Origin of the sequence: Streptomyces sp. NPDC004266, assembly GCF_042874095.1 — a bacterium.
Classification (GTDB): Bacteria; Actinomycetota; Actinomycetes; order Streptomycetales; family Streptomycetaceae; genus Streptomyces.
Genome location: NZ_JBIAMM010000018.1, coordinates 66,490 through 90,929, shown reverse-complemented (window position 1 = coordinate 90,929; position 24,440 = coordinate 66,490). Strand labels below are relative to the sequence as shown.

The following is a 24,440-nucleotide window of genomic DNA, read 5'->3' as shown; positions in this document are numbered from 1 at the left end:
GCGCTAACGCCGCGGGGGCGGCGGGGGCGGGGCCGACGGGCTGCCTCCGTCGCCCTCGCCGTGGCCGTCCCGGCCCCAGTCCCGGTCCCGGTCCGGGATGTCGTAGGTCTGGGTGGGGGCCGCGGAGGACGGCCCCGACCGGGGACCGTCCGCGAGGGGACGGTCCGCAGGGGCCTGGTCCGTCGGGGTCTGCTCCGTGGGGGGCCGGTCCCTCGGCGGGCCGTCCAGCGGTGGGTGCTTGTGCCGGGGTGCCCGGCCCACCCGGCTCGGCCGGGGGGCGTGGTGCCGGCCCGGCATGACGAGCGCGCCGATGAGCAGCAGGACCCCGCCGCCGAAGGCGACCGCGACCCCTTCGCCGAGCCCCGTGCCGTCGGCGTCGATGGTGAGGCTGCCCTGCGCCTCGCCGACCCGCACCATCCACAGGATGGTGAAGCCGAGGACGAAGATCCCGGCGAGGGCGACGATCAGCCGGGAGCGGAGCACCACGCCGACGAGGGCGACGAGGGCGGCGAGGGCGAAGGGCAGCAGGATCGAGGCCAGGACGTCGGCCTTGGCGTCGGTGACGCCGGTGAACAGTTCCCCGGTGCCGTAGTCGTGTCCGGGACGGCCGTCGTACCAGGCACGGAAGGGGCTCCAGACGGCGGCCGTCGCTCCGGCGAGAGCCAGGACGGAGCCGGCTGTGTCGCGGATCATCGGTGCGGCCTCCTCGGCGGTCCGGCCCTCGTCTCCGACGCTACGCCGGGTGAGGGGGCCCCGCCACGCGGCGCTAGGGTGGCGCGGACACGACAGACAGGAAGGGGTCGGCGATGGTACGGACACGCTTGAAGCTCGCGGCGACGCTCACGGTGGTGGTCCTCGCGCTGACCGGTTTCCACACCGGCAAGGGCGGCCACGGGAGCAGTGGCGGCGGCGGGAAGGGCAAGAGCGGCAAGAGCAAGAGCCGGAGCCACTCGGACTCCGACGACGATTCGGGCGGCGGCTGCTCCAGCGACGAGCAGGGCAACGACGACTACAGCGGCTCGGGCGGCTCCACGCCCAGCGCCAGCCCTTCCCCCACCCCCGCCGAGGTCGAGGTCGTGGTCGTCGACTGCGTGAAGCCCGCGCAGAAGAAGCGGAAGGGCCGGCCCGCCCGGAAGGCGGACACCACGGCGACCCTGAGGATCTCCTCGGGCAGCACGTCGGCGGGGACGTACGAGGTGACGCTGGAGTTCAAGGGCGTCACGGGTTCCGCGGTCGACTCGGTCACGACGACCGTCACGGTCGGGGACTACGAGGACAGGACCTTCGAGGTCGCGATGAAGAACCCGAAGGTCGTCGACAGGGTGAAGAACTGCTACGTGTACGACGTGCGCGGGAAGGCGACGGCCTCCCCGAGCCCGTCTTCGAGCGGCTGACCGCCGGGTCCGCCCGGTCCGTCGGTTCCAGCGGATCGGCGTGGTGCGGAGCTCGTGCTCCGGGTCCGGGACCGGGGGTCCACGCGGGTGATCTTCTTGGGCTCGCCGCCGGAGAAGTCCCCGTCGGGGGACTGGCAGAAGGCCACGGTGAGGCTGCCCGGCCGCGCGAGCGACGTGGTCCTCGACGCACCTGCTAGCGGAGCCGGTGTCCACCGCTCCTCCGGGTGAACAGCTCCGCCTGCCGGTCCGCCGGGACGTTCCCGAGCGTCACCAGGTGCGGGGCGTGGGCGAAGGCCTGGGCGCGGGCGGCCTCGTCGACCGACCACAGCGCCCGTACGGTCCCCTGGACGGCCTCGGTCGGGTGGGAGGCGATGACGGCGGCGGCCGTCCGTGCGGCGTCGAGCGCGCCGCCCGGCGGGGTCAGCTCGGAGACGAGCCCCGTCTCGTACGCGCGCCGGGCGGAGATCCGTTCGGCGGTGCCCATGAGGGCCATCCGGGCGACTTCTCCGTACGGCATCTTCCGTGCCATGTGGACGGTCTCGAAGGCGCTGACCATGCCGTAGGTGGTGTGCGGGTCGAAGAAGGCGGCGTTCTCGCCCGCGATGACGAACTCCGCCTCGCCGAGCAGGTAGAAGGCCCCGCCGCAGGCCATGCCCTCGACGGCGGCGATCACCGGTTTCCACAGGTCGTTGGCCTTGGGGCCGAGGGTGAGGAGGGGGTCGTCGATCGTGTACGGGGAGGAGGGCTGCGGGATCCTTCCGGCGTCCTCCCGGTCGATCCCGGTGCAGAAGGCCCGGTCGCCGGCGCCGGTGACGACGATCGCCCGGACCTCGTCCTCGTACCGGAACCCCCGCCAGACGGCGCCCAGTTCGCGGGCCATGCCGAGGGTGACGGCGTTGTGCTTCTCCGGCCGGTCGAGGGTGACGACCGCGACCCCGGTCTCCTTGTCGCGCTCGACGCGGATGCTCATGCCCGCTCCAGGAGCCAGCGGGGGACGGTGACGCCGTCGACCTCGGCGAAGGCGACCCGCACGGGGGCGCCGATGCGCAGCCGGGCCGGGTCGACCGAGTTCAGGGGGGCGTCGGGGGCGGCGACGACGTTGCCCACGAGGCGGATGCGGGGGGCGTCGGCGAGTTCGACGATCACCGCGTTGTACGGGGCCTGGGCGGCGTACTCGGGCAGGAGCGGCGGGTGGGGGAGGACGTAGGACCAGATCCGGCCGCGGCCGGACATGAGCCGCCACTCGCTGTCGAAGGACCGGCAGTGGGGGCAGCAGGGGCGGGGCGGGAAGCGGAGTTCGCCGCAGTCGGGCGCGGCGCAGGCCTGGATCCGCAGTTCGCCCCGGGCGGCGTGCTCCCAGAAGGGCGCGCCGTCCTCGTCGGTGACCGGTGTCAGCATCCGGGTTCAGCTCCTCAGCAGGATGGCCGATGTGGGGACGCCCTCGCCCGCCGTGACCAGGCAGGTGGCCGCGTCGGGGACCTGGGCGGTGGAGGTGCCGCGGAGCTGCTTCACGCCCTCGTTGATGAGGTTGAAGCCGTGCACGTACGCCTCGGAGAGCCCGCCGCCGCCGGTGTTGAGCGGCAGCCGGCCGCCGATCTCCAGGGCGCCGCCCTCGGTGAAGGCGCCGCCCTCGCCGCGTCCGCAGAAGCCGTAGCCCTCCAGGGAGAGCGGGACGAGGGGGGTGAAGGCGTCGTAGATCTGGGCGACGTCCACGTCGGCGGGGCCGAAGTCGGCCTGCTTCCACAGGTGGCGGGCGGCGGTCCAGGCGGGGCCGGAGAGCGGGTCGTCGTTCCAGTAGTTGACCATGCCGTGGTGCTGGGCGGGCAGGCCCTGGGCGGCGGCGTGCACGTAGACGGGCTTCTGGCGGCAGTCGCGGGCGCGTTCGGCGGAGACGATCACGCAGGCGAGGGCGCCGTCGGTCTCCAGGCAGTTGTCGAAGAGGCAGAGGGGCTCGCTGATCCAGCGGGCGGTCATGTACATCTCGCGGGTCAGCGGCCGTTCGTACATGATCGCGGCGGGGTTCTGGTTGGCGCGGTTGCGGCAGGCCAGGGCGACGTTGAAGAGGTGGTCGCGGGTGGCGCCGTACTCGTGCATGTAGCGGCGGGCGAGCATGCCGATCTCGTCGGCGGGGCGGAGCAGCCCGAAGGGGCGGGTCCACTGGCCGGGGGTGGGCAGCTGGACGGCGGTGTTCTTCCAGGGGCGGGGTCCCGAGCCCCGCTTCCTGGACCGCCAGGCGACGCCGACGCTCGCCTGGCCGGTGGCGATCGCGGCGGCGAGGTGGCCGACGGTGGCGCAGGAGCCGCCGCCGCCGTACCCCACCTTGCTGAAGAAGGTGACGTCGCCGGCTCCGATGGCCTTCGCCACCTCGACCTCGTCGGTCTCCTCCATCGTGTACGAGGCGAAGGCGTCGACCTCGCCGGGGTCGATCCCGGCGTCGTCGAGAGCGGCGAGGATCGCTCGGCAGGCGAGGGTCTTCTCGGTCTCGTGGAGCTGTTTCGCGAAGGCGGTCTGTCCTATCCCGACGATGGCCGTGGCGTCCTTGAGCACCGAACCTCCTTGTGGGGCAGCACTGCTGACAGCGCGTCAGGCTACAACTAATCTGACGGATAGTCAGCTACAGGGAGGGTGGGCATGGACGTGGACACGGGCAGGGACCTGCGCGGCGACCTGGAGTGGGGCACGATCCCCGGCCTCGTCCGGGCGGCGGCCGAGCGCCACGGGCAGCGCGAGGCCGTCGTCGACGGCCGCGTCCGCGTCACGTACGCCGAGCTCGGCGAGCGCGTCGAACGGGCCGCCGCCGCCTGCGTCGCCACCGGGATACGAAGCGGGGACCGGGTCGCGATCTGGGCCCCCAACACCCTCGACTGGATCGTCTCCGCCCTCGGCGCCGTCACCGCCGGTGCCGTCCTCGTCCCCCTGAACACCCGCTTCAAGGGAACCGAGGCCGCCTACGTCCTCCAGCGCTCCCGCGCCCGGCTGCTCTTCGTCACCGGCACCTTCCTCGGCACCTCGTACGTGGCCTCCCTGCGCCGATCGGGCGTCGAACTGCCCGACCTCGAACGGGTGGTGGTCCTCGGCGACACCGCCCCCGACGACGAGGGCTGGACGACCCTGAAGGCCTTCCTCGCGGAGGGCGACGCCGTCCCGGCCGCCCGCGTCCGCGCCCGCGCCGACGGCATCGACCCCGCCTCCCCCTCCGACATCGTCTACACCTCCGGCACCACCGGCCGCCCCAAGGGCGCCGTCATCAGCCACGCCCAGACCCTGCGCTGCTACGCGATCTGGTCCGAGCTCGCCGGCCTCCGGGAGGGCGACCGCTACCTCGTGGTCAACCCCTTCTTCCACACCTTCGGCTACAAGGCCGGCATCCTCGCCTGCCTCATGCGGGGCGCGGTGATCGTCCCGCAGTCCGTCTTCACCGTGGACACCGTCCTCGCCAACATCGCCGCCGAGCGCGTCACCGTCCTCCCCGGCCCGCCCACCCTCCACCAGTCCCTCCTGGACCACCCGGCCCGCTCCGCGCACGACCTCTCCACCCTCCGCCTCGTCGTGACGGGCGCGGCCGTCGTCCCGCTGAGGCTCGTCGAACGCCTCCGCGTCGAGCTGGGCGTGGGCACGGTCCTCACCGCGTACGGCCTCTCCGAGGCGAGCGGCCTCGTCACCATGTGCCGCCGCGACGACCCGGACACGACGATCGCCACGACCTCCGGCCGCCCGATCCCCGGCACCGAGCTCCGGCTCTCCGGCGACGGCGAGGTCCTGGTCCGCGGCCACCACGTGATGAGCGGCTACTTCGAGGACGAGGAGGCGACGGCGGCGGCGATCGACGCGGACGGCTGGCTGCACACGGGGGACGTGGGGGTCCTGGACCCGTCGGGCAACCTCCGCATCACGGACCGCATCAAGGACATGTTCATCGTCGGCGGCTTCAACGCCTACCCGGCCGAGATCGAGCAGCTCCTCGGCCTGCACCCCGACGTCGCGGACGTCGCCGTCATCGGCGTCCCCGACCCCCGCCTCGGCGAGGTCGGCAAGGCCTTCGCGGTCCGGCGGCCGGGTTCGACCCTGACGGCCGACGACCTGATCGCCTGGTCGCGCCGGGAGATGGCGAACTACAAGGTCCCGAGGGAGGTCGAGTTCGTGCCGGAACTGCCGCGGAACGCGAGCGGGAAGGTGGTGAAGGGGGAGCTGAGGGCGCGGTCCACGGCCTGACGGCGCGGAGCGCAACCAACTCCCTTTGTCTGCACGTCATATGGGAAGCCCTCAGCCTCTCCCCATCCCAGGAGCAGCCGGTGCCGACGCAAGAGATCCCCCTCACGCTCACTCCGCAACAGGCCGCCCAGGGCGTGATCCTCACCGTCCGGCTTCCGTCCGGTCCGGCCCACATCACCGTCCGCCCCTGCCGTCACGGCGAACTCGTCGCGGCGAGGCTCGGCGACGGCACGGTGTACCTGCGCATCACGGTCGCCGGGGCCCCGGCGGCCCCCAAGAAGTCCGGCGGCCTCGGCTGCCTGGTGACGCTCGCCGTCATCGGTGCCCTCGTCGGCGGCTCGTACCTCCTGAACCACGACGAGGACGACGGCCCCGGCGGCACGGGCCCCGTCGTGATGCCGACCTTCTCGTACGAGCCCTTCCCCACCGCCACGCCCACCGAGGAGGAGCCCGACCCGTACGAGAACGGCACCTGCCTCAACGGCACCCTTCCGAACTCCGAGACCGCGCAGAGCGTCAGCGGCGTCGAGGAGGTGTCGTGCTCGGCGTCCGACGCCCACTACAAGGTCATCCAGACCTTCCCGTTCACCTCCGACATGAACCGGTGCAACTCCAACCCCAGGACGGAGTACGCCTTCTCCCACCGGTACACGATGAACGGCACCACCATCAGCCAGTACGTCTACTGCCTCGTCGGCCTCGGCTCCTACGCCCGCTGACGCACGGGCGCGACGATCCCGGACGCGGCGGGGCGCGCGAGCCGCGACGGAAAGGGCGGAGGGGCCGGGCAGATGCCCGGCCCCTCCGTGGTGCGGTGGTCCGATCGCGTTGCGCACGGGCCCTGCCCGGACGGATCCCCCCTGGTTCCGTCAGGCGTCCCCCGAGCCCGTGTGCTCCCCCGTCGACCGGACCCCCCTGGTCGGCCCCGGCGGCTCCCCCGAAGTCGCCGCCGCGGCCGTTCCCCGTCGGGAGTGGCTCAGTTGGCCGGCTCGGACGTGATGTGGATGTTGTCGGTCGAGGCCCCGTCACCGAGGACCTTGTCCGCGATGGCGTCGGCCGGCCCGGAGGTGGCGTGCATGTCCTTGGTGACGATGCCCTCGTCGTGACCGCCCGTGATCTTCTCGGTGATCGCGTCGAGAGCCGGCTCCGAGGTGGCGTGCATGTCCATGGGCTTGATGATCGGGTCCTGCTTGATCGGGTCGGTCATGCTCGTCAACTCCTGCGTGTGATGTCCGAGATCTGAGGAGATTCGCCCAGCCGTTCCCCCGTGGACAGCTGGACGAATCTCCGGGGCCGATCACCCTAGTACTCAGGGGCTGCGACCCTCATCGGCGACCCGCCTGCCCCCCGACGCGGCGGACCGTCCATGCAGAGAAGCATGCCGGGTGGCGATAAACGAACGATGAACGCACTGGCCGCGGGGGGTCTATGCGGCGGTTGCGGGAGCCAGCAGCGCACGGACCTCTTCGGCTTCCGGGGCGCCGAGCTCGTCGAAGATGCCGAGTGCCTCCTGCCAGCAGACGAGCGCACGGCCGGTCTGACCGATGCCGAACAGGGCCCGCCCCAGAACGGTGAGGACATTGCCCCGCCGCCACTCCCCTCCGATGCCCCGCAGCACGGTGAGGGCCATCTCGGCGTTCGACGCCGCCTGGGCGTGCCGGCGGGCGGCGATGTCCACTTCGGACAGCCGGAACAGGGTCATGCCCTCCCACAGCCGCTGCCGGCTGTCGGAGAAGACCGCCAGCGCCTCGCGGAGCTGTTCGCTCGCGGCGGTGAGCCGGTTGTCCTGGGTGAGGGCGAGGCCGAGGGCGTACCGTCCGTTCGCACCCCGGAGCGCGTGTCCCATCGCGTCGTAGATGTCCGTGCCCTGCCGGGCGAGCGCTATGGCGCTGGACGTACGGCCCGTCGCCAGGTGGATGCGCGAGAGGTTGCAGAGCGCGCTGGCCTCCCCGGGCTCGTCCCCGATGCCGCGGAACCGCTCGATGGCCTCGGTGAGGTACTGCTCCCCCTCCGCGAACCGGTTCTGGTACAGCGCGATGATGCCCCGGGCGTTGGCGGACCAGCAGGCCGGTACCGGATCGTCGGCCCGGTCCGCGCACGGCAGGGCGAGTTCGGCGTCGCGGTCCGCCTCCGCGAAACGGCCCGCGGTGTGGTGGACACCCGCGAGGACCATGAGCGCACGGCCCTCGGCCCTGGCGTCCGCATGGGTCCGGGCCGCATCGCGTACGACGACACCCGTCGCCTCGAACTCCTTGGAGTTCGCCCCGGACTCGCCGAGGTCCAGCGACGCCCACAGGAGGTCCACCCCCCGGCGCAGGGTCCTCGGGGACGACGCGGACTGGCGGACGCAGGCCAGGAGGCAGTTGGCCTCCGCGTACAGCCAGTCCTGGGCCTCGTGGCGGTCGGTGAAGGTCAGGCCCTCGTAGGACGTCGGCTCCAGGTGGTCCACCAGGCGGTCGCCCGGGCGCTCGATCGCGTACACCCCGGCCGCCGTCGAGAGGTAGAAGTCCAGGAGGCGCGAGAGCGCCGCCTCCTTCTCCGACGGGAGCTGTTCGTCGCGGTCCGCGCACGCACGCGCGTAGAGCCGGACCAGGTCGTGGTAGCGGTAGCGTCCCGGCGCCGCCGATTCCACCAGGGACGTGTCGACGAGGGCTTCGAGGAGGTCCTCCGTGTCCCACAGGGGGAGGTCCAGGACCGCCGCCGCCGCGGCGAGGGAGATGTCGGGGCCGTCCGCGAGGCCCAGGAGGCGGAAGGCCCTCGCCTGGGCCGGCTCCAGCTGGCCGTAGCCGAGTTCGAAGGTCGCCTTGACCGCGAGGTCGCCCGCCTGGAGCTCGTCGAGGCGGCGCCGCTCGTCGGCGAGCTTCGCCGCCAGGACCGAGACCGTCCACGTCCGGCGCGCCGCCAGGCGGGACGCCGCGATGCGGATCGCGAGCGGGAGGAAGCCGCAGGCCGCGACCACGTCGAGGGCCGCCTCCCGCTCGGCCCGGACCCGCTCCTCGCCCACGATCCTCGTGAACAGCTGGAGCGCCTCCTCCGGCGACATCACGTCCAGGTCGACCAGGTGCGCGCCCGCCAGGTCGACCATGCGGATGCGGCTCGTGACCAGGGCCGCGCAGCCCGCCGTGCCCGGGAGCAGGGGGCGGATCTGGGCCGCGTCGCGGGCGTTGTCGAGGAGGACCAGGACCCGGCGGCCGTCGAGCGTCGAGCGGTACAGCGCCGCCCGGTCGTCGAGCGAGTCCGGGATGGCCGAGTCCGGTGTGCCGAGGGCGCGGAGGAAGGAGCCGAGGACGGTCTCCGGCGCGGCGGCGCGCGCGCCGGCGCCCTGGAGGTCGACGTACAGCTGGCCGTCGGGGAAGTGCGGCCGGGCCTCGTGGGCGACGTGCACGGCGAGCGTGGTCTTGCCGACGCCGCCGATGCCCGCGAGCGCCGAGACCGCCATGACGTGGCCCTCGGCGGTGGCGAGCCGGGCGCCGAGTTCCCGTACGAAGGCCGCGCGGCCCGTGAAGTCGGGGACGGTGGCGGGCAGCTGGGCGGGGCGGGCCACGGGCGCGGCGGCGGGGGCCGGCTCCTCCACGGGGCGGGCGAGCTCGGCGTCGGCCTGGAGGATGCGCTGCTGGAGCCGGGAGAGTTCCGGGGTCGGGTCGACGCCCAGTTCGTCCGCGAGGAGCCGGCGCGTGTCCGCGTACACCGCGAGTGCTTCCGCCTGCCGTCCGCTGCGGTAGAGCGCCAGCATGAGGAGTTCGCGCAGGCGCTCCCGCAGGGGGTGCGCGGCGGTGAGCGCGGTCAGTTCGGAGACGGCCTCCGCGTGCGCGCCGACCTCCAGGTCGATGTCCAAGCGGGTTTCGAGGAGGGTGAGCCGCCACTCCTCCAGGCGGGTCCGCTGGGTCTCGGCGTACGGGCCGGGCACGGAGGCCAGCACCTCGCCGTCCCACAGGTCCAGCGCCTCGGCGAGCCGTGCGCGGGCGGCCGTCCGGTCCCCGGCCGCGCGGAGCTTCTCGGCCTCGGCGGCGAGCTCCTGGGCGGCGGTGACGTCGAGCGCGTCGGCGGGGGTGCGGAGCGCGTAGCCGCCGGACTCGCTGACGAGGACGTTCGGGTCGAGGGCCTTGCGGAGCCGGGAGGCGTACGTACGGACCGCGGCGAGCGCCTGGGAAGGGGGTTCCTCGCCCCAGAGCGCGTCGATCAGCTCGTGCGCGGTGGCGGTGCGGCCGCCGCGCAGGAGCAGCGCGGCGAGCAGGGCGCGCTGCTGCGGGGAGCCGGTGGGGACGGGTTCGCCGTCGCGCCAGGCGCGGACGGGGCCGAGCACGCCGAAGCGGAGCGAGCCGGGGGAGTCCCCGCTCGTGCCGGTGCCCGTGTCCGGGCGCATGCCGGTGTCCGTGGTCCCGTCGGCAGCCGTCGCTTCGTCCACCGGGGCTGCCGGGCCCGGCTTCGGAGCCCGCTGTGCCGGAACTCGCGGCCCGTTCTCACGGTCCATCGCTCCCCCTGCCGCTGCCGCTGGTTTCGCCCAGGACAGTCTGCCTTGTCCGGAGGGGGTCCGTCAGCATCGGGTCGGTCGTTGTGAAGCCGTTGCCCGCCGGTAACCCGGTCGTTCTGGCCCCCGATAGCTGACGGGTCGTCAGATCAGCGCTACCGTGAAGGCCATGGAGACCTTCCCGAAGATCATCTCGGTGGACGACCACACCGTGGAGCCCCCGCACGTCTGGCGGGACCGGCTCCCGTCCCGGTACCACGACACCGGACCGCGGATCGTCCGCGCCCCGCTCAAGGAAATGACCTTCCTCGGCGGCAGGTTCGCCCCGGTCATGGGCGCCCGGGGGGACGAGGGCCCGATCGGCGACTGGTGGGTGTACGAGGATCTGCACAGGCCCCTCACGCGCCTCGACACCGCCGTCGGCTACGACCGGGACGAGATACGCCTCGAAGTCATCACGTACGAGCAGATGCGGCCCGGCTCGTACGACGTCGCCGCCCGGCTCGCCGACATGGACGTCAACCACGTCCAGTCCGCGCTCTGCTTCCCCACCTTCCCCCGCTTCTGCGGACAGACCTTCACCGAGGCGGGCGACCGCGAGCTCGGGCTGCTCTGCGTCCGCGCCTACAACGACTGGATGGTCGAGGAGTGGTGCGGGCCCGAGGCGCACGGGCGGCTGATCCCGCTCGCCCTCATCCCGCTCTGGGACCCCGAGCTCGCCGCCGCCGAGGTCCGCCGCAACGCCGCGCGCGGGGTCCGGGCCGTCGCCTTCTCCGAGATCCCGCCGCACCTCGGCCTCCCCTCGGTCCACACGGACCACTGGGACCCCTTCTTCCGGGCGTGCGACGAGACCGGCACGGTCATCGCGATGCACATCGGCTCCTCCAGCCGGATGCCGTCGACCTCCCCCGACGCGCCGCCGGCCGTCGGCTCCACCATCACCTTCGCGAACTGCTGCTTCTCGATGGTCGACTGGCTGATGAGCGGCAAGTTCGAGCGCTTCCCGAACCTGCGGATCATGTACGCGGAGGGACAGATCGGCTGGATCCCGTACATCCTGGAGCGCGCGGACGTCGTCTGGGAGGAGAACCGCGCCTGGGGAGGCGTCGCCGACAAGGTCACCCGCCCGCCCTCCGAGCTCTTCGCCGACCACGTCTTCGGCTGCTTCTTCGACGACGCCTTCGGGCTCCGCAACCTCGACGCGATCGGGGCGGGGAACGTCCTGTACGAGACCGACTACCCGCACTCGGACTCCACCTGGCCCAAGTCGAAGGAGGTCGGCGAGGCGCAGATGGGGCACCTGCCGGCGGACGTCGTCGAGCGGATCGTCCGCGGCAACGCGATCGAGCTCCTCGGGCTGACGCCGGACGGTCTCTGGCGGCCGTAGCGCCCGCCTTCCGGATGCGGCCGGGTCCTCTTCGGGGGCCCGGCCGCACCCGTGCGGGCCCGTCGTACGCCCTGGTGAGGGGTGCTTGTCGCCCCATCGGCCCAACAAGGCCGTCCCCTGATGGCGACGTGTCATGGACTGCGCACAAATGGTAGTCAAGTGTGCGTTTCTTGCACATCACGAGACAGCCACGGTGGACGTCCCCCCGGGATGTTCACGAACGGAGCCTGTGACATGACCCCCGACCTCCCGCACATCCCACCGGCGGACGACGAGATAGAACCGACCACAGAGCCTCGCCCGGGTCCGTCCCGCCAGCCGCTTGTCTCCTCGTCCCGGGCGCTCGGCGCGCCCCCCTACCCCGATCGTCCGACGACGCCCCCCGCCGTACCGGTGGTTCCGGTCGGATCGGTGATTCCGGGCGGGCCAGCGGCTCCGATGACGACGGTGCTCCCGGCCGGGCCGGAGTCCCCGGTCGCCGTGGAGCCCCCGGTCGCCATGGAGCCCCCGGTCGCCGCCGAGTCCCCGACCGCCTCGGAGCTTCTGGCCGGTCCGGAGCCCCCGGCCCCCACGGAGCCCTCGGCAGGCCCGCACGCCCCGGTCGGCCCGGAGCCGCAGGCCGCTTCGGGCGCCCCGGAGCCCCCGACCGCTCCCGAGCCGTCGGACGATCCGGAGGCCTCGGCCGACCCGGAGGCGCGGGCCGTCCCGGTGTCCCCGGCCGAGCGGGAAACCCCGGTCGCGGCCGAGCCCGAGTCCGGCCCCTCGGCCTCCGCCGAGGCCCCGGCCGCCTCGGAGTCCCCGGCCGGCCGGCAGTCGCACGCCGCTCCCGAACCCCCGGCGGCCCACGACGAAACCGGCGACGAGGCGGTGCACACGCTTCTGCGGACGGCGGCGACCGAGCGTCCGGTGGAGGAGGTCGCCGCGCTGGTGGCCCGCCTCCAGGAGACCGGCGAACTCTCCAGTCCCGCGGACGTGGCGCTCCGCGCCGCGGCCGTCACCCGCCCACTGGACGAAGTGCGTCAGCTGCTCGCGCTGCTGAACGCGTCCGGATACGACCTCCACCAGGCCGAGACCACCCTGCGCGCCGCGGCGGTGGGCCGGCCGGTCGAGGACGTGGTCCGGCTCGTCGGCATCCTCGGCGCCGACAGCAGCGACTGGCAGACCGTCGCGGGCGCGGACGCCGGGACGCGGCAGGCCGAACCCGGCGAGGAGGACCCCGCGCGCGTCGGCGGAGGGGCCGCACCGGCCGCCGCCGCACCGAAGCGCGGCCGGGGCGCCGCCAAGGGGCGGAAGTCCGTCCTGGACGGCGCACTGGCCTCGGGGCCCGGCAGCCACACCGCCTCGCCCGCGCTGCGGTCGGCCCTGCGCTGGCCCGCGGCGCTCGCGCTCTTCGCCTGCGGCCTCCTCCATCTGCCGGTGGACCTCGCGGGCCTGCGCTCGGGCGGCGACGCGGAGGCGGTGTCCGCGGTCGTCACCGTGCTCTGCCTGGCGTGCGCGGTCTGGCTCGCCGCCCGGGACACCCTGGTCGTCTGGGCCGCCGGCGCGGGCCTCGCCATCGTCGTCATCGCGCTCCACGGAGTCGCGAGCGCGCGCGAGGGCGACCTGCTGGGCAGCAGTCTCGCCACCACCTTCGCCTGGGCGAAGGCACTGGCGCTCCTGAGCGCCGTGGGCATCGTCTGTCTGGCCGGCTCGGCCCTGGTGCGCCACGCGAGGGCGACCGGCGCGGCGGACAGCACCTGACCCACCGGATCGCGAAGGCCGTTCCCCCCGCTCGGGCAGCTCCGCTGCCCGAGCGGGCGCATGTCGGGACGACCGGCCGGACGGCGCGCTCCACGGACGGGCCTGATCCGAAAGGCACCCCCGGTCCCGTGGCCCCCACCCCTTGCCTGATGGATCGTCAGGTACGAGCATGGGCCTGCTCGCTCAAGTGACGATCCGTCAGATTCGGGCCGCGCGTCCGGGACGCAAGGGGGTTTTCCATGGTGGTCTACGGCATGCAGCTGCCGGTCCAGTCGCAGAGCACCCTCTACGCCGAGCCCTGGGAGGCGTCCGCGGGCCCGGCGGACCTGCTCGCCGTCGCCCGGGCCGCCGAGGCGCACGGCTTCGACTACCTCGCGAGCTGCGACCACGTCGCCGTCCCGCGGCGGCTCGCCGGAGCCATGAGCACGGTCTGGTACGACCCGGTCGCCACGCTCTCCTTCCTCGCCGCCGCCACCGAGCGCGTCCGGCTCCTCTCGCACGTCGCCGTCGTCGGCCTGCGCCACCCGCTCGTCACGGCCAAGGCGTACGCGACGCTCGACCACCTCTCCGGCGGCCGCCTGGTCCTCGGGGTCGGCGCCGGACACGTCCAGGAGGAGTTCGAGGCGCTCGGCGTGGACTTCGCCCGCCGGGGCGCCGTGCTCGACGAGACGGTCGACGCGCTGCGGGCGGCCCTCGGGCCCGAGGAGTACCCGGAGCACGCGGGGGAGCGGTTCGCCTTCAAGGACCTGGGGCAGCTGCCCCGGCCCGCGCAGGAGCGGGTGCCGCTCTGGGTGGGCGGCTCCTCGCCGGCCGCCGTGCGCCGGGCCGCGCTCAAGGGGGACGGCTGGCTGCCGCAGGGCGACCCGCGCGAGAAGCTCGCCGGGCAGATCCGGAAGCTGCTGCGGCTCCGCGCGGAGGCCGGGATCGCGGAGCCGATCACGGTCGGCGCGATCACCGAGGCGCTGTACGTCGGCGCGCCCGGCTGGGAGGTCGGCCGGCGCACCCTGAGCGGCCGGCCGGAGGAGCTCGCCGCCTCCCTGCGGGCGTACGGGGAGATGGGCGTGCACCAGATCCAGGTCCGGTTCCGCTCCCGGAGCCGTACCGAACTCATCGACCAGATCGCGGCCTTCGGTGCGGAGGTCGCCCCCCACCTCTAGGGAGTGCGGACATGGGAAAGCTGGACGGGAGGGTCGTCCTCGTCACCGGGGCGGCGCGCGGGCAGGGCGAGCAGGAGGCACGGCTGTTCGCCGCCGAGGGCGCGAAGGTGGTCCTCGGGGACGTCCTGGACGACGCCGGCGAGGCGCTGGCCAAGGAGCTGGGGGAGGGCAGGGCCGCGTACGTCCACCTGGACGTGACGAGCGAGGCCGACTGGACGGCGGCCGTGGCGGCGGCCGGGGAGCGCTTCGGGAAGATCGACGGGCTCGTCAACAACGCGGGCGTCCTCCGCTTCAACGAGCTGGTGTCGACCCCGCTCGACGAGTTCCGGGCGATCGTCTCGGTCAACCAGACCGGCTGCTTCCTGGGCATCCGCACGGTCGCGCCGGAGATCGCGGCGGCCGGGGGCGGGACGATCGTCAACACCGCCTCGTACACGGGACTCACCGGCATGGCCGGGGTCGGCGCCTACGCGGCGAGCAAGCACGCGGTCCTCGGCCTCACGCGGGTCGCGGCCCTGGAGCTGGCCGCGAAGGGCATCCGGGTGAACGCCGTCTGCCCGGGCGCGATCGACACCGCGATGAGCAACCCGGAGGGCGTGGACCCCGCGGCCACGGCCGAGCTGTACCGCAAGCTCGTGCCGCTCGGGCGGATCGGCCGGCCGGAGGAGGTGGCGGCCCTGGCGCTCTTCCTGACCGGGGCGGACTCGGCGTACATCACGGGCCAGCCGTTCGTGATCGACGGCGGATGGCTGGCCGGCGTCAGCCTTTTCTGACGCCACATCAGGTATTGACGCTCCTGCGCCGCGGTGCGAGAGTCGGGCACATCAAGGAATCTGACGCATCGTCAGATAAGACGAGGACGGTGAACCCCCTTGGAATTCGGGATCTTCGTACAGGGATACGTCGGCAAGCGCGCCGAGACCGATCCCGAAGCCGAGCACAAGGCCCTGATGGAGGAGACCGAGTACGTCATCCAGGCCGACCGGTCCGGCTTCAAGTACGCCTGGGCCTCCGAGCACCACTTCCTGGAGGAGTACTCGCACCTCTCCGCCAACGACGTCTACCTGGGCTACCTCGCCCACGCCACGGAGCGGATCCACCTCGGCTCCGGCATCTTCAACCCCCTCGCCCCCGTCAACCACCCGGTCAAGGTCGCCGAGAAGGTCGCCATGCTCGACCACCTCTCCGGCGGGCGCTTCGAGTTCGGCTCCGGACGCGGGGCGGGCTCCCACGAGATCCTCGGGTTCATGCCGGGCATCACCGACATGAACCACACGAAGGAGATCTGGGAGGAGACCATCGCCGAGTTCCCCAAGATGTGGCTCCAGGACGAGTACGCCGGCTTCCAGGGCAAGCACTGGTCGCTGCCGCCCCGCAAGGTCCTCCCCAAGCCGTACGGCAAGTCCCACCCCGCCATGTGGTACGCGGCCGGCTCCCCCTCCTCGTACGCCATGGCCGGGAAGATGGGCCTCGGCGTCCTCGGCTTCAGCGTCCAGAAGGTCTCCGACATGGAGTGGGTCGTCGAGTCCTACAAGAACGCGATCAAGGAGGCGAAGGCGGTCGGGGACTTCGTCAACGACAACGTCATGGTGACGTCGACGGCGATCTGCGCCGAGACGCACGAGAAGGCGGTCGAGATCGCGGTGGGCGGCGGACTGAACTACCTCCAGTCCCTGCTGTTCCGCTACCACGACACCTTCCCCCGCCCCGAGGGCATCCCCGAGTGGCCCGAGCTCCTCCCCGAGTACTCGGCCGAGATCATCGAGCTCCTCATCCAGGAGGAGCTGATGATCTGCGGCGACCCGCCGGAGGTCCTCGCGCAGTGCAAGCGGTGGGAGCAGGCGGGGGCGGACCAGCTGTCCTTCGGACTGCCGATCGGGATCTCGTACGAGGACACGATGAACTCGATCAAGCTGATCGGGGAGCACGTGATCCCGGAGATCGACACGGACCCGGTCCACCGCACGACCCGCATGCGCCGGTCCGCAGGCAGCTGACGCACACCTGCGGGACGGCGCCCCCGTCCACCGCCGTGTGGGCGACCGTCCCGCTGGAGCAGGGGGACCCCCCTCGCCCCAGCGGAACGACTGCCCACAACGGGGGCGAGGGTGGGGCGCCGCCCCGGCGGGCGCAGCCCGCAACGGGGGGAGCGGGGCACCGTCCCGGCGGGCGCGCCCGCCACGGGGGCGGTACTGAAGCGCGGGGTGGTGTCTTCCCGGATCGCCGCCCCGTACCGGCCCCGGCCGGAGGCCGTTCCGCGGCGGCCCCGGTCCGGGGCACACCCACGTTCACGGACAGAGAGGGACCGGTCATGCTCGACCACCTGATCAAGGGCGCCACCGTCGTGGACGGCACCGGCGCCCCCGCCCGCGTCGCCGACGTCGGCATACGCGACGGCCGGATCGTCCTCCCCGGGCAGGGGGCCACGGCGCGCACCACCGAGGACGCCACCGGCCTCGTCCTCGCCCCCGGTTTCGTCGACCCGCACACCCACTACGACGCCCAGCTCTTCTGGGACCCGTACGCCACCCCGTCCATGAACCACGGCGTCACCACCGTCGCCGGCGGCAACTGCGGCTTCACCCTCGCACCGCTCCACCCCGACCGCCCCGAGGACGCCGACTACACGCGCCGGATGATGTCGAAGGTCGAGGGCATGGCCCTCAAGGCCCTGGAGGAGGGCGTCGACTGGAGCTGGTCGTCCTTCGCCGAGTACCTCGACGCCCTCGACGGCCGGATCGCCGTGAACGCCGGCTTCATGGTCGGTCACTGCGCCCTGCGCCGGTACGTGATGGGCGCGGACGCGGTCGGCGGCCGGCCGACGCCCGAGCAGCTGGACCGGATGGTCGCCCTCCTCAAGGAGGCCATGGAGGCCGGCGCCTGGGGGCTCTCCACCACCCAGTCCTCGACCCACTCGGACGGCGACGGCGCCCCCGTCGCCTCCCGGCACGCCACGCCCGCCGAGCTGATCGCCCTGTCGAAGGCCGTGGGCGAGCACGAGGGGACGCAGATCGAGGCCATCCTCGCCGGGTGCCTCGACCAGTTCTCCGACGAGGAGATCGAGCTGTTCGTCGAGATGACCGCCGCGGCCGGGCGTCCCCTCAACTGGAACGTCCTCACCATCGACGCCGCGGTCCCGGAGCGCGTCCCGCGTCAGCTCACCGCCTCCGAGCGGGCCCGGAAGTCCGGCGGCCGGATCGTGGCGCTCACGATGCCGATCCTCACCCCCATGAACATGTCCCTCGGCACCTTCTGCGCGCTCAACCTCATCCCCGGGTGGGGCGAGATCCTCGGCCTTCCCGTGCCGGAGCGGATCGCGAAGCTCCGCGACCCGGAGGTGCGCGCCGGGATGCTGCGGCGCGCGGACTCGAAGGAGGCCGGGGTCTTCCGGCGGCTCGCGCACTTCGGCCGGTACGTCATAGGGGACACGTACAGCCGGGAGAACGAGGGCCTCACCGGCCGGGTCGTGCGGGACATCGCGGCCGAGCGCGGCCAGGACCCCTTCCAGGCCCTCGTCGAGATCTGCGCCAACGACGACCTGAGGACCGTGCTGTGGCCGATGCCCAGCGACAACGACCCGGCCTCCTGGGCCCTGCGCAAGGAGACCTGGGAGCACGAGGACGTGCTGCTCGGCGGCTCGGACGCGGGCGCGCACCTGGACCGGATGTGCGGTGCCCCGTACACGACCCGCTTCCTCGGCGACTGTCTGCGCGGCCGGAAGCTGGTCCCGCTGGAGCGGGCGGTGAGGATGCTGAGCGACGACCCGGCCCGCCTCTTCGGGCTGCGGGAGCGCGGCCGGATCGCGGAGGGCTTCCACGCGGACCTGGTCCTCTTCGACCCGGAGCGGATCGACGCCGGCCCGGCGACGCTGGTGCACGACCTGCCGGGGGACAGCCCGCGCCTCGACTCGCGGGCGGTCGGGATCGTGTCGGTGCGGGTCAACGGCGTGGAGACGGTACGGGACGACCAGGTGACCGGCGCGATCCCCGGAAGGGTGCTGCGCTCGGGCCGTGACACGAGGACGGTGAGCACGCGATGACCCTGATCGAGCGCCTCTATATAGGGGGAGAGTGGGTCGAGCCCGACGGCGGCCACTACGAGGTGGTCGACCCGGCCTCCGAGGAGGTCGTCGGGCTCGCCCCGGAGGCCTCCCGGGCCCAGGTGTACGAGGCGGCCGTCGCCGCCCGCGAGGCCTTCGCGACCTGGTCCCGGACGAAACCGGAGGAGCGGGCGGCGATCCTCGACCGGGCCGCGGACCTGATGGCCCGGGACGCCGAGGCGAACACGCTCCTCGCCCGCGCGGAGACCGGCGCCACCACCGGCACCGCCCGCGGGATGCAGGTCGCGGTCGGCGCCTCCCGCTTCCGCCGGTACGCGCGCGGGGCGATGGAGCCGGTCGAGCAGGCGCTGCCCCCCCAGATCAACGAGGCCGGCCCGATGGGGAGGGCCGGGGTGTTCGGTGCGGTGGCGGTGCGGCGCCCGGTCGGCGTCGTCACCTGCATCACCTCGTACAACAACCCCTGGGCCAACCCGGCCGGCAAGATCGCGCCGGCGCTCGCGATGGGCAACACGGTCGTGGTGAAGCCGGCCCCGCAGGACCCGCTCTCCGTGTACGCGATGACCCGGGCCCTGGAGGAGGCCGGGGTCCCGGCCGGCGTGGTGAACGTCGTCACCGGCTCCGCGCAGGCGGTCGGCGAGGCGGCCGTCGACTCCCCGGACGTCGACATGGTCTCCTTCACCGGCTCCACGGCCGTGGGGCAGGCGATCGGCGAGGTCTGCGGCCGCTCGCTCAAGCGGCAGCTGATGGAGCTGGGCGGGAAGGGGGCCGCGCTCGTCTTCGACGACGCCGACCTGGACGCGGCGGTGACGGGGATCGGGACGACCTTCGCCTTCTACAGCGGGCAGATCTGCACCGCCCCGACCCGGGTGCTGGCCCAGCGCGGGATCTACGAGCGGCTGATCGAGAGGCTGACCGGCTACCTTGCCTTCATGAAGGTGGGGGACCCGGCGGAGAAGGGGACGGTGGTCGGCCCGGTGATCTCGGCGGCGCACCGCGACCGGGTGGAGGCGTACGTGGAGCTCGGGAGGAAGGAGGGGGCGCGGGTCGTCGCGGGCGGCGAGCGCCCGGACTTCGCGAAGGGCTTCTACGTGGCCCCGACGCTGCTGGCCGACTGCACCAACGAGATGCGGGTGGTGCGGGAGGAGATCTTCGGCCCGGTCGTCGTGGTCGTCCCCTTCGACGACGAGGAGGAGGGGATCGCGCTCGCCAACGACAGCGACTACGGGCTGATCGACTACGTGTGGTCGGGCGACGTGGCGCGCGCCTTCCGTGTCGCGTCCCGGCTGCGGGCCGGCGGGGTGGGCGTGAACACGATCGGCCGGAACATGGAGGCGCCGTTCGGCGGCTTCAAGAAGAGCGGTGTCGGGCGGGACGTGGGCTCGTACGCGCTGCACGCGTACAGCGAGCTCCAGGCGGTCGTCTGGCCGGGGTGACGACCGGCGGGCGGCCGGGCGGGAACCGTCCCGAAAATTTCTCGGGAAAATTTTTAAACGGACATTTGGGGCACGGCTGCGGTTCCCGCATATCGGACATCCGTCGTCGGACCTGCCGGTTGCCCGGCTCGCTCGGTTGGTCGATCTTTCAATCATTGGTGAGTGTCCGATTCGACCCTCGCAATGCAAGGCGATGATCGATCAATTGAGCGGAGTCCGTCCTTCCGGATATGGAAACCGCAGCATTTAACGTCGAGTTCATGACTCAGGTGGACGTGCGGCCGCAGGCCGGAGACGCGGCAGGGGGCGTCGGCGCCCCGGGAGGCACCCCCGGCGTGCGCACCAAGGGCCTCGGCGGCAACTCCGTGGGCCTCCTCGGCAGCGCCGTCATCGGCATCTCGACCGTCGCCCCCGTATACTGCCTGACCTCCACGCTCGGCTCCACCGCCGGCGAGGTCGGACTGCAGATGCCCGCCGTCTTCCTCGCGGGCTTCCTGCCGATGCTGCTCGTCGCGTTCGCGTACCGCGAGCTCAACAAGCGCATGCCGGACTGCGGCACCTCCTTCACCTGGACCGTGAAGGCCTTCGGCCCCAAGGTCGGCTGGATGTGCGGCTGGGGCCTGGTCATCGCGACGATCATCGTGCTGTCCAACCTGGCCGGCGTCGCGACCTCGTACTTCTGGCTGCTCGCCGGCGAGATCAGCGGCAACCCCTCGATCGCCGCCCTGGACGACAACAAGGCCGTCCACATCCTCACCTGCCTCACCCTGATCGCCGCGGCGACCGCGATCAGCTACCGCGGCATGACCGCCACCAAGGGCGTGCAGTACACCCTCGTCGGTCTCCAGCTGGCCGTCCTCGCGGTCTTCGTGGTCATGGCCTTCTCCAAGGCCGGCTCGGTCGACTTCCCGACCGGCGCCCACTTCTCCTGGTCCTGGCTGAACCCCTTCTCCGTCGGCTCCTTCGCGGCCTTCACCGCCGGCCTGTCCCTGTCGATCTTCATGTACTGGGGCTGGGACACCTGCCTCACGGCCAACGAGGAGACCACCGACAGCGACAAGACCCCGGGCCGCGCCGCGCTCATCTCGATGGTCGTCCTGGTCGGCTCCTACCTGGCCACCGGCATCGCCGCCCAGATGGTCGTCGGCTCCGGCGACAAGGGCCTCGGCCTCGCCAACCCGGAGACCTCCGACAACGTCTTCGCCGCCCTCGCGGGTCCCGTCATGGGCCCCGTCCTCGGCATCGCGCTCTTCGTCGCCGTCCTCGCCTCCGCCGCCGCGAGCCTGCAGACCACCTTCATCCCGGTCGCCCGCACGGTCCTCGCCATGTCCAGCTACGAGGCGCTGCCGCCGTCCTTCGCCCGGGTCCACCCCGTCTTCAAGGTCCCCGGCAAGGCCACGATCGTCGCCGGCGTCGCGACCGGCGTCTTCTACACCGTGATGACCCTGGTCAGCGAGAACGTCCTGGTCGACACCATCTACGCGCTCGGCCTGATGATCTGCTTCTACTACGCGCTGACGGCCTTCGCCTGCGTCTGGTTCTTCCGCAAGGAGCTCTTCGGCTCCGTCCGCGACCTCGCCTTCAAGGGCGTGATCCCGCTCCTCGGCGGCCTGATGCTCACCGCCGTCTTCGGCAAGACGCTCTACGACATGTGGGACCCGGCCTACGGCTCCGGCTCCGCGGTCTTCGGCGTCGGCTCGGTCTTCGTGATCGGCGTCGGCCTGCTGCTCCTCGGCGTGGTGATCATGCTGGTCATGCAGCGCAGGAGCCCCGCCTTCTTCCGCGGCGAGGTCCTCACGAAGGAGACCCCGTCTTTGGTGGTCGCGGACTGACGCCCGGGGCGTCCACGAAACGCGAAGGCGGCGGGCCCGTGGGGGGTCCCGCCGCCTTCGTGCCGTGCGTACGGCTCAGTGGTGGCCGGGCAGCAGGTGCTCCACCGCCGCGTTGGCGGGCGGCAGGTCGGGGGTGCCGGCCGGCTTCGCCCTGGGGGTCAGGACGCCGCTGAGCGGGACGACCGAGGGAAGGTTCATGCCGCCGGTGTCGGCGGCCGCGGTCCCGGCGGCGGCGCCGGCGGCCCCCGCGGCGGCGAAGACGGTCAGGGCGGCTGCGGTGAGGATCCTCTTCATGCCCGCTCCAACGCGGACGACGCGGATCCGGTTACGACCGGCCCGACGCGGGCGGCTCGGCCCCGGCGCGGATCCGGTACGCCCCCTCCCGCGCGGGCGGCTCGGCTCCCCGGTGCGGATCCGGTGACGACCGCGGGCGCCCCTCGCGGCGGCTACCAGGTCGCGCCGACCGGCTGCCGGGTCGTCGCGTTGAGCCGGTTGAAGAGGTTGCTGACCCCGATCCACAGCACGATCTGCGCCAGCTGCCTCTCGTCGTAGTGCCGGGCCGCCTCGTCCCACACCGCGTCCGGCACGGCGTCCGGGCGGTCCGCGAGCCGGGTCGCGTGTTCGGCGAGGGCCAGCGCCGCCCGCTCCGCCTCCGTGAAGTACGGCGCCTCGCGCCAGGCCGCGACGGCGTGCAGCCGCTCGTCCGTCTCGCCCTCCTCCTGCGCCTTCAGGGCCCCGCCGACCACGCAGTACCCGCAGCCGTTGATCTGGCTCGTCCGGAGGTGGACCAGGTGCAGGGTGCTGCCGGGCACGTCGCCGCCCGAGGTGACGGCCTTGATGAGCTGGAAGATCGCCGGCATGGCCTCGGGCAGGACGGCGGCGGGGTTGGGCATGCGTGCGGACACGGGGGACTCCTTAGGATGCGTGCATGTATCGGGAGACGAACTGGGCGCTGCGCCCCGGCCGCGCCGAGGACGTCGAGCCGATGGCCGAGCTGCGGGCCGAGGTCATGCGCGAGGACCTGGTGCGCCTCGGCCGCTACGACGAGCACCGGGTGCGCCAGCGGTTCCGGGACGGCTTCTCGCCCGCGCACACCTGGGTGATCGAACTGGACGGCGCCCCCGCCGGGTGCGTCACGGTGCGCCCGTACGAGAACGGCGAAGGGCTCTGGCTGGAGCACTTCTACCTGGCCCCCGAGACCCGGGGCCGGGGCCTCGGGACGGCGGTGCTGCGCGGACTGCTCGACCGGGCCGACGCGACGGGCGCACCCGTCCGCCTCGTGGTCCTCCAGGGCAGCGCGGCCCGCCGTCTCTACGAGCGGGAGGGGTTCCGGACCGAGTCCGAGGACCCGGTGGACGTGCTGATGGTGCGGGAGGCCAGGTCCGTCACAGGCCCACGCCGGCCGGCTGCCGGACGGTGACGTTGATCCGGTTGAACAGGTTGGTGACGGCGACCATCAGCACGATCGCGGCGAGCTGCTTCTCGTCGAAGTGGTCGGCGGCGGCGTCCCACACCGCGTCCGGCACCGCGTCCGAGACGTCGGCGAGCCGGGTCGCGGCCTCGGCGAGGGCGAGGGCCGCCCGCTCCTCGTCGGAGAAGTACGGCGCCTCGCGCCAGGCCGCGACCGCGAACAGCTTCTCGTCGCCGACGCCGTTCTTCCTGGCGCTCTTGGCGCCGTAGTCGACGCAGAAGCCGCAGTTGTTGATCTGGCTGGCCCGCAGGTGCACCAGCTCCAGGATCGTCTCGTCGACCCCGCCCTGGCGGGTGGCCTTGACCAGGTTCTGGATCGCCGGACCGGCGTCGGCCAGGACGTAGGCGGGGTTGGTCATGCGGGCCCGGGGCGTGTGCGCCATGGTGACGGCTCCTCAGCGGTGTCGTGTGGTGTCGCTTCCACTGCACTGACGGACCGCGCGCCGAGGATGTGACACGACCGGAGAACTTTTCCGGGATTCTTTTCAGGCCCCGCGATCAGGCCCCGCGATCAGGCCTCCGCGATCAGGGCGGTCGCCACCGTGCGGAAGCCGAGCCGGCCGTAGAGCCGGGCCACGTCCGCGTCCGAGGCCGTGAGGAACACGAGCTCCGTGCCGTGGGCGCGGGCGTCCGCGACGAGCGCGGACGTGACCGCGAGCCCGAGGCCCCGCCGCCGCGCCGCCGGGACGGTGCCCACGCCGACGACCTCGGAGACGCCCCCGACGGGCTGGTGCTGACCGGCCGAGAGGGCGCTCCCCGTGGCGTCCAGGGCCGCGGCGAGCCGGGTCAGGCCCGCCGTGAGGCGCTCCGCGACCTGGGCGGCGCTGCCCGGCTGCGGCTCCGTCCCGAAGGCGGCGTACGGGGCGGCGACGGCGCTCTCCAGGGCGGGGTCGTCCGCGCCCACCATCCGTACGGTGACGCCCTCGGGCTCCGGCACGGCGAGCGGCTCGCCCGCCAGGACCATCAGGGGGTGCTCGTGCACGGTGAGGCCGGTCGCCTCCACGGCGGCCCGCAGCCCCGGGGTCGTCTCCGCGACCCACTCGAAGGCCTCGGGCACCCCCAGCTCCCGCTGCCGGGCCCGCACCTTCTCCACGGCCCCGGGGGACACGTCGCCCTCGTGCCCGAGCGCCGGGCGGGCGTAGTAGGGCCAGCCCTCTCCCTCCCGTACGAAGAGGGTCAGCGGTCCGAAGTCCTCGGTGCGGGCGGCGGAGCGGGGGACGGCGTCGTAGTACGCCTCGATTCGGTTCAGCACCCGGTCACGGTAGGGGGCGGCGCGGGAAGTCGCAG

The 24,440-nt window shown here is 73.0% G+C and carries 22 protein-coding genes; 12 read left to right on the top strand and 10 right to left on the bottom strand.

Features of this window, described 5'->3' with window-relative positions; all coding sequences use genetic code 11:
* Positions 1–3 precede the first annotated feature (3 nt).
* Complete coding sequence (locus ACFYUZ_RS33495) at positions 4–693, bottom strand: hypothetical protein (RefSeq protein ID WP_389315645.1); 690 nt, start codon at positions 691–693, stop codon at positions 4–6.
* A 113-nt stretch (positions 694–806) separates the two neighbouring features.
* Between ACFYUZ_RS33495 and ACFYUZ_RS33490 the strand changes: the two genes are divergently transcribed.
* The gene (locus tag ACFYUZ_RS33490; protein ID WP_389315643.1) at positions 807–1,394 is read left to right on the top strand and encodes a hypothetical protein; all 588 of its coding nucleotides are present in this window, start codon (positions 807–809) and stop codon (positions 1,392–1,394) included.
* Between the two features lie 193 nt (positions 1,395–1,587).
* Here ACFYUZ_RS33490 and ACFYUZ_RS33485 read toward each other — a convergent pair whose 3' ends face one another.
* The 3 genes from ACFYUZ_RS33485 to ACFYUZ_RS33475 are packed head-to-tail and all read right to left on the bottom strand — an operon-like array spanning position 1,588 to position 3,941.
* Positions 1,588–2,364 (bottom strand): enoyl-CoA hydratase/isomerase family protein, encoded by a 777-nt coding sequence (locus ACFYUZ_RS33485; RefSeq protein WP_389315641.1) that lies wholly within the window; start codon positions 2,362–2,364, stop codon positions 1,588–1,590.
* Positions 2,361–2,792: a Zn-ribbon domain-containing OB-fold protein gene (locus tag ACFYUZ_RS33480; RefSeq protein ID WP_389315639.1), complete on the bottom strand. Its 432-nt coding sequence runs from the start codon at positions 2,790–2,792 to the stop codon at positions 2,361–2,363. Before ACFYUZ_RS33480 ends, ACFYUZ_RS33485 begins: the two co-directional genes overlap by 4 nt.
* Before the next feature lie 6 nt (positions 2,793–2,798).
* Positions 2,799–3,941 (bottom strand): lipid-transfer protein, encoded by a 1,143-nt coding sequence (locus ACFYUZ_RS33475; RefSeq protein ID WP_389315637.1) that lies wholly within the window; start codon positions 3,939–3,941, stop codon positions 2,799–2,801.
* 108 nt (positions 3,942–4,049) lie between these two features.
* On the opposite strand from ACFYUZ_RS33475, the gene ACFYUZ_RS33470 reads away from it, so the two are divergent.
* Complete coding sequence (locus ACFYUZ_RS33470) at positions 4,050–5,606, top strand: FadD3 family acyl-CoA ligase (protein ID WP_389315774.1); 1,557 nt, start codon at positions 4,050–4,052, stop codon at positions 5,604–5,606.
* 80 nt (positions 5,607–5,686) lie between these two features.
* Complete coding sequence (locus ACFYUZ_RS33465; RefSeq protein ID WP_389315635.1) at positions 5,687–6,325, top strand: hypothetical protein; 639 nt, start codon at positions 5,687–5,689, stop codon at positions 6,323–6,325.
* Positions 6,326–6,582: 257 nt separating this feature from the next.
* On the opposite strand, the gene ACFYUZ_RS33460 is transcribed toward ACFYUZ_RS33465, so the two are convergent.
* Both ACFYUZ_RS33460 and ACFYUZ_RS33455 read right to left on the bottom strand, forming a co-directional pair.
* Entirely contained in the window at positions 6,583–6,813 is a 231-nt protein-coding gene (locus tag ACFYUZ_RS33460; protein ID WP_389315633.1) for a hypothetical protein, read from the bottom strand.
* Positions 6,814–7,032: 219 nt separating this feature from the next.
* On the bottom strand, positions 7,033–9,969 hold the full coding sequence (locus ACFYUZ_RS33455; protein ID WP_389315631.1) for a BTAD domain-containing putative transcriptional regulator: 2,937 nt from the start codon (positions 9,967–9,969) through the stop codon (positions 7,033–7,035).
* Between the two features lie 274 nt (positions 9,970–10,243).
* Between ACFYUZ_RS33455 and ACFYUZ_RS33450 the strand changes: the two genes are divergently transcribed.
* From ACFYUZ_RS33450 to ACFYUZ_RS33415, 8 genes are all read left to right on the top strand, one after another.
* Entirely contained in the window at positions 10,244–11,461 is a 1,218-nt protein-coding gene (locus ACFYUZ_RS33450; protein ID WP_389315629.1) for an amidohydrolase family protein, read from the top strand.
* 438 nt (positions 11,462–11,899) lie between these two features.
* Entirely contained in the window at positions 11,900–13,201 is a 1,302-nt protein-coding gene (locus ACFYUZ_RS33445; RefSeq protein ID WP_389315627.1) for a hypothetical protein, read from the top strand.
* 239 nt (positions 13,202–13,440) lie between these two features.
* Positions 13,441–14,358, top strand: coding sequence for a TIGR03619 family F420-dependent LLM class oxidoreductase (locus tag ACFYUZ_RS33440; protein WP_389315625.1), 918 nt, complete (start codon positions 13,441–13,443; stop codon positions 14,356–14,358).
* Positions 14,359–14,369: 11 nt separating this feature from the next.
* The gene (locus ACFYUZ_RS33435) at positions 14,370–15,131 is read left to right on the top strand and encodes an SDR family NAD(P)-dependent oxidoreductase (RefSeq protein ID WP_389315624.1); all 762 of its coding nucleotides are present in this window, start codon (positions 14,370–14,372) and stop codon (positions 15,129–15,131) included.
* 99 nt (positions 15,132–15,230) lie between these two features.
* Complete coding sequence (locus tag ACFYUZ_RS33430; protein ID WP_389315622.1) at positions 15,231–16,355, top strand: LLM class flavin-dependent oxidoreductase; 1,125 nt, start codon at positions 15,231–15,233, stop codon at positions 16,353–16,355.
* A 314-nt stretch (positions 16,356–16,669) separates the two neighbouring features.
* Positions 16,670–18,397 carry an amidohydrolase family protein gene (locus ACFYUZ_RS33425; RefSeq protein WP_389315620.1) on the top strand — a complete coding sequence of 576 codons (1,728 nt, stop codon included), beginning with the start codon at positions 16,670–16,672 and terminating at the stop codon, positions 18,395–18,397.
* A complete protein-coding gene (locus ACFYUZ_RS33420) occupies positions 18,394–19,851 on the top strand; it encodes an aldehyde dehydrogenase family protein (protein ID WP_389315619.1) in 1,458 nt (485 codons plus the stop codon). Before ACFYUZ_RS33425 ends, ACFYUZ_RS33420 begins: the two co-directional genes overlap by 4 nt.
* Positions 19,852–20,111: 260 nt before the next feature.
* Positions 20,112–21,683, top strand: coding sequence for an APC family permease (locus tag ACFYUZ_RS33415; protein WP_389315617.1), 1,572 nt, complete (start codon positions 20,112–20,114; stop codon positions 21,681–21,683).
* Between the two features lie 75 nt (positions 21,684–21,758).
* Here ACFYUZ_RS33415 and ACFYUZ_RS33410 read toward each other — a convergent pair whose 3' ends face one another.
* Together ACFYUZ_RS33410 and ACFYUZ_RS33405 are read right to left on the bottom strand one after the other, a co-directional pair.
* Positions 21,759–21,977 (bottom strand): hypothetical protein, encoded by a 219-nt coding sequence (locus ACFYUZ_RS33410; protein ID WP_389315615.1) that lies wholly within the window; start codon positions 21,975–21,977, stop codon positions 21,759–21,761.
* Positions 21,978–22,129: 152 nt separating this feature from the next.
* Positions 22,130–22,588 (bottom strand): carboxymuconolactone decarboxylase family protein, encoded by a 459-nt coding sequence (locus ACFYUZ_RS33405; protein ID WP_389315613.1) that lies wholly within the window; start codon positions 22,586–22,588, stop codon positions 22,130–22,132.
* A 23-nt stretch (positions 22,589–22,611) separates the two neighbouring features.
* Between ACFYUZ_RS33405 and ACFYUZ_RS33400 the strand changes: the two genes are divergently transcribed.
* Positions 22,612–23,103: a GNAT family N-acetyltransferase gene (locus ACFYUZ_RS33400; protein ID WP_389315611.1), complete on the top strand. Its 492-nt coding sequence runs from the start codon at positions 22,612–22,614 to the stop codon at positions 23,101–23,103.
* Here the strand turns inward: ACFYUZ_RS33400 and ACFYUZ_RS33395 are convergent.
* Positions 23,069–23,536, bottom strand: a complete 468-nt coding sequence (locus ACFYUZ_RS33395; protein ID WP_389315610.1) for a carboxymuconolactone decarboxylase family protein — start codon at positions 23,534–23,536, stop codon at positions 23,069–23,071. The two genes, ACFYUZ_RS33400 and ACFYUZ_RS33395, sit on opposite strands and share 35 nt — an antisense overlap.
* 128 nt (positions 23,537–23,664) lie before the next feature.
* Positions 23,665–24,405 carry a GNAT family N-acetyltransferase gene (locus ACFYUZ_RS33390; RefSeq protein WP_389315608.1) on the bottom strand — a complete coding sequence of 247 codons (741 nt, stop codon included), beginning with the start codon at positions 24,403–24,405 and terminating at the stop codon, positions 23,665–23,667.
* Positions 24,406–24,440 lie beyond the last annotated feature (35 nt).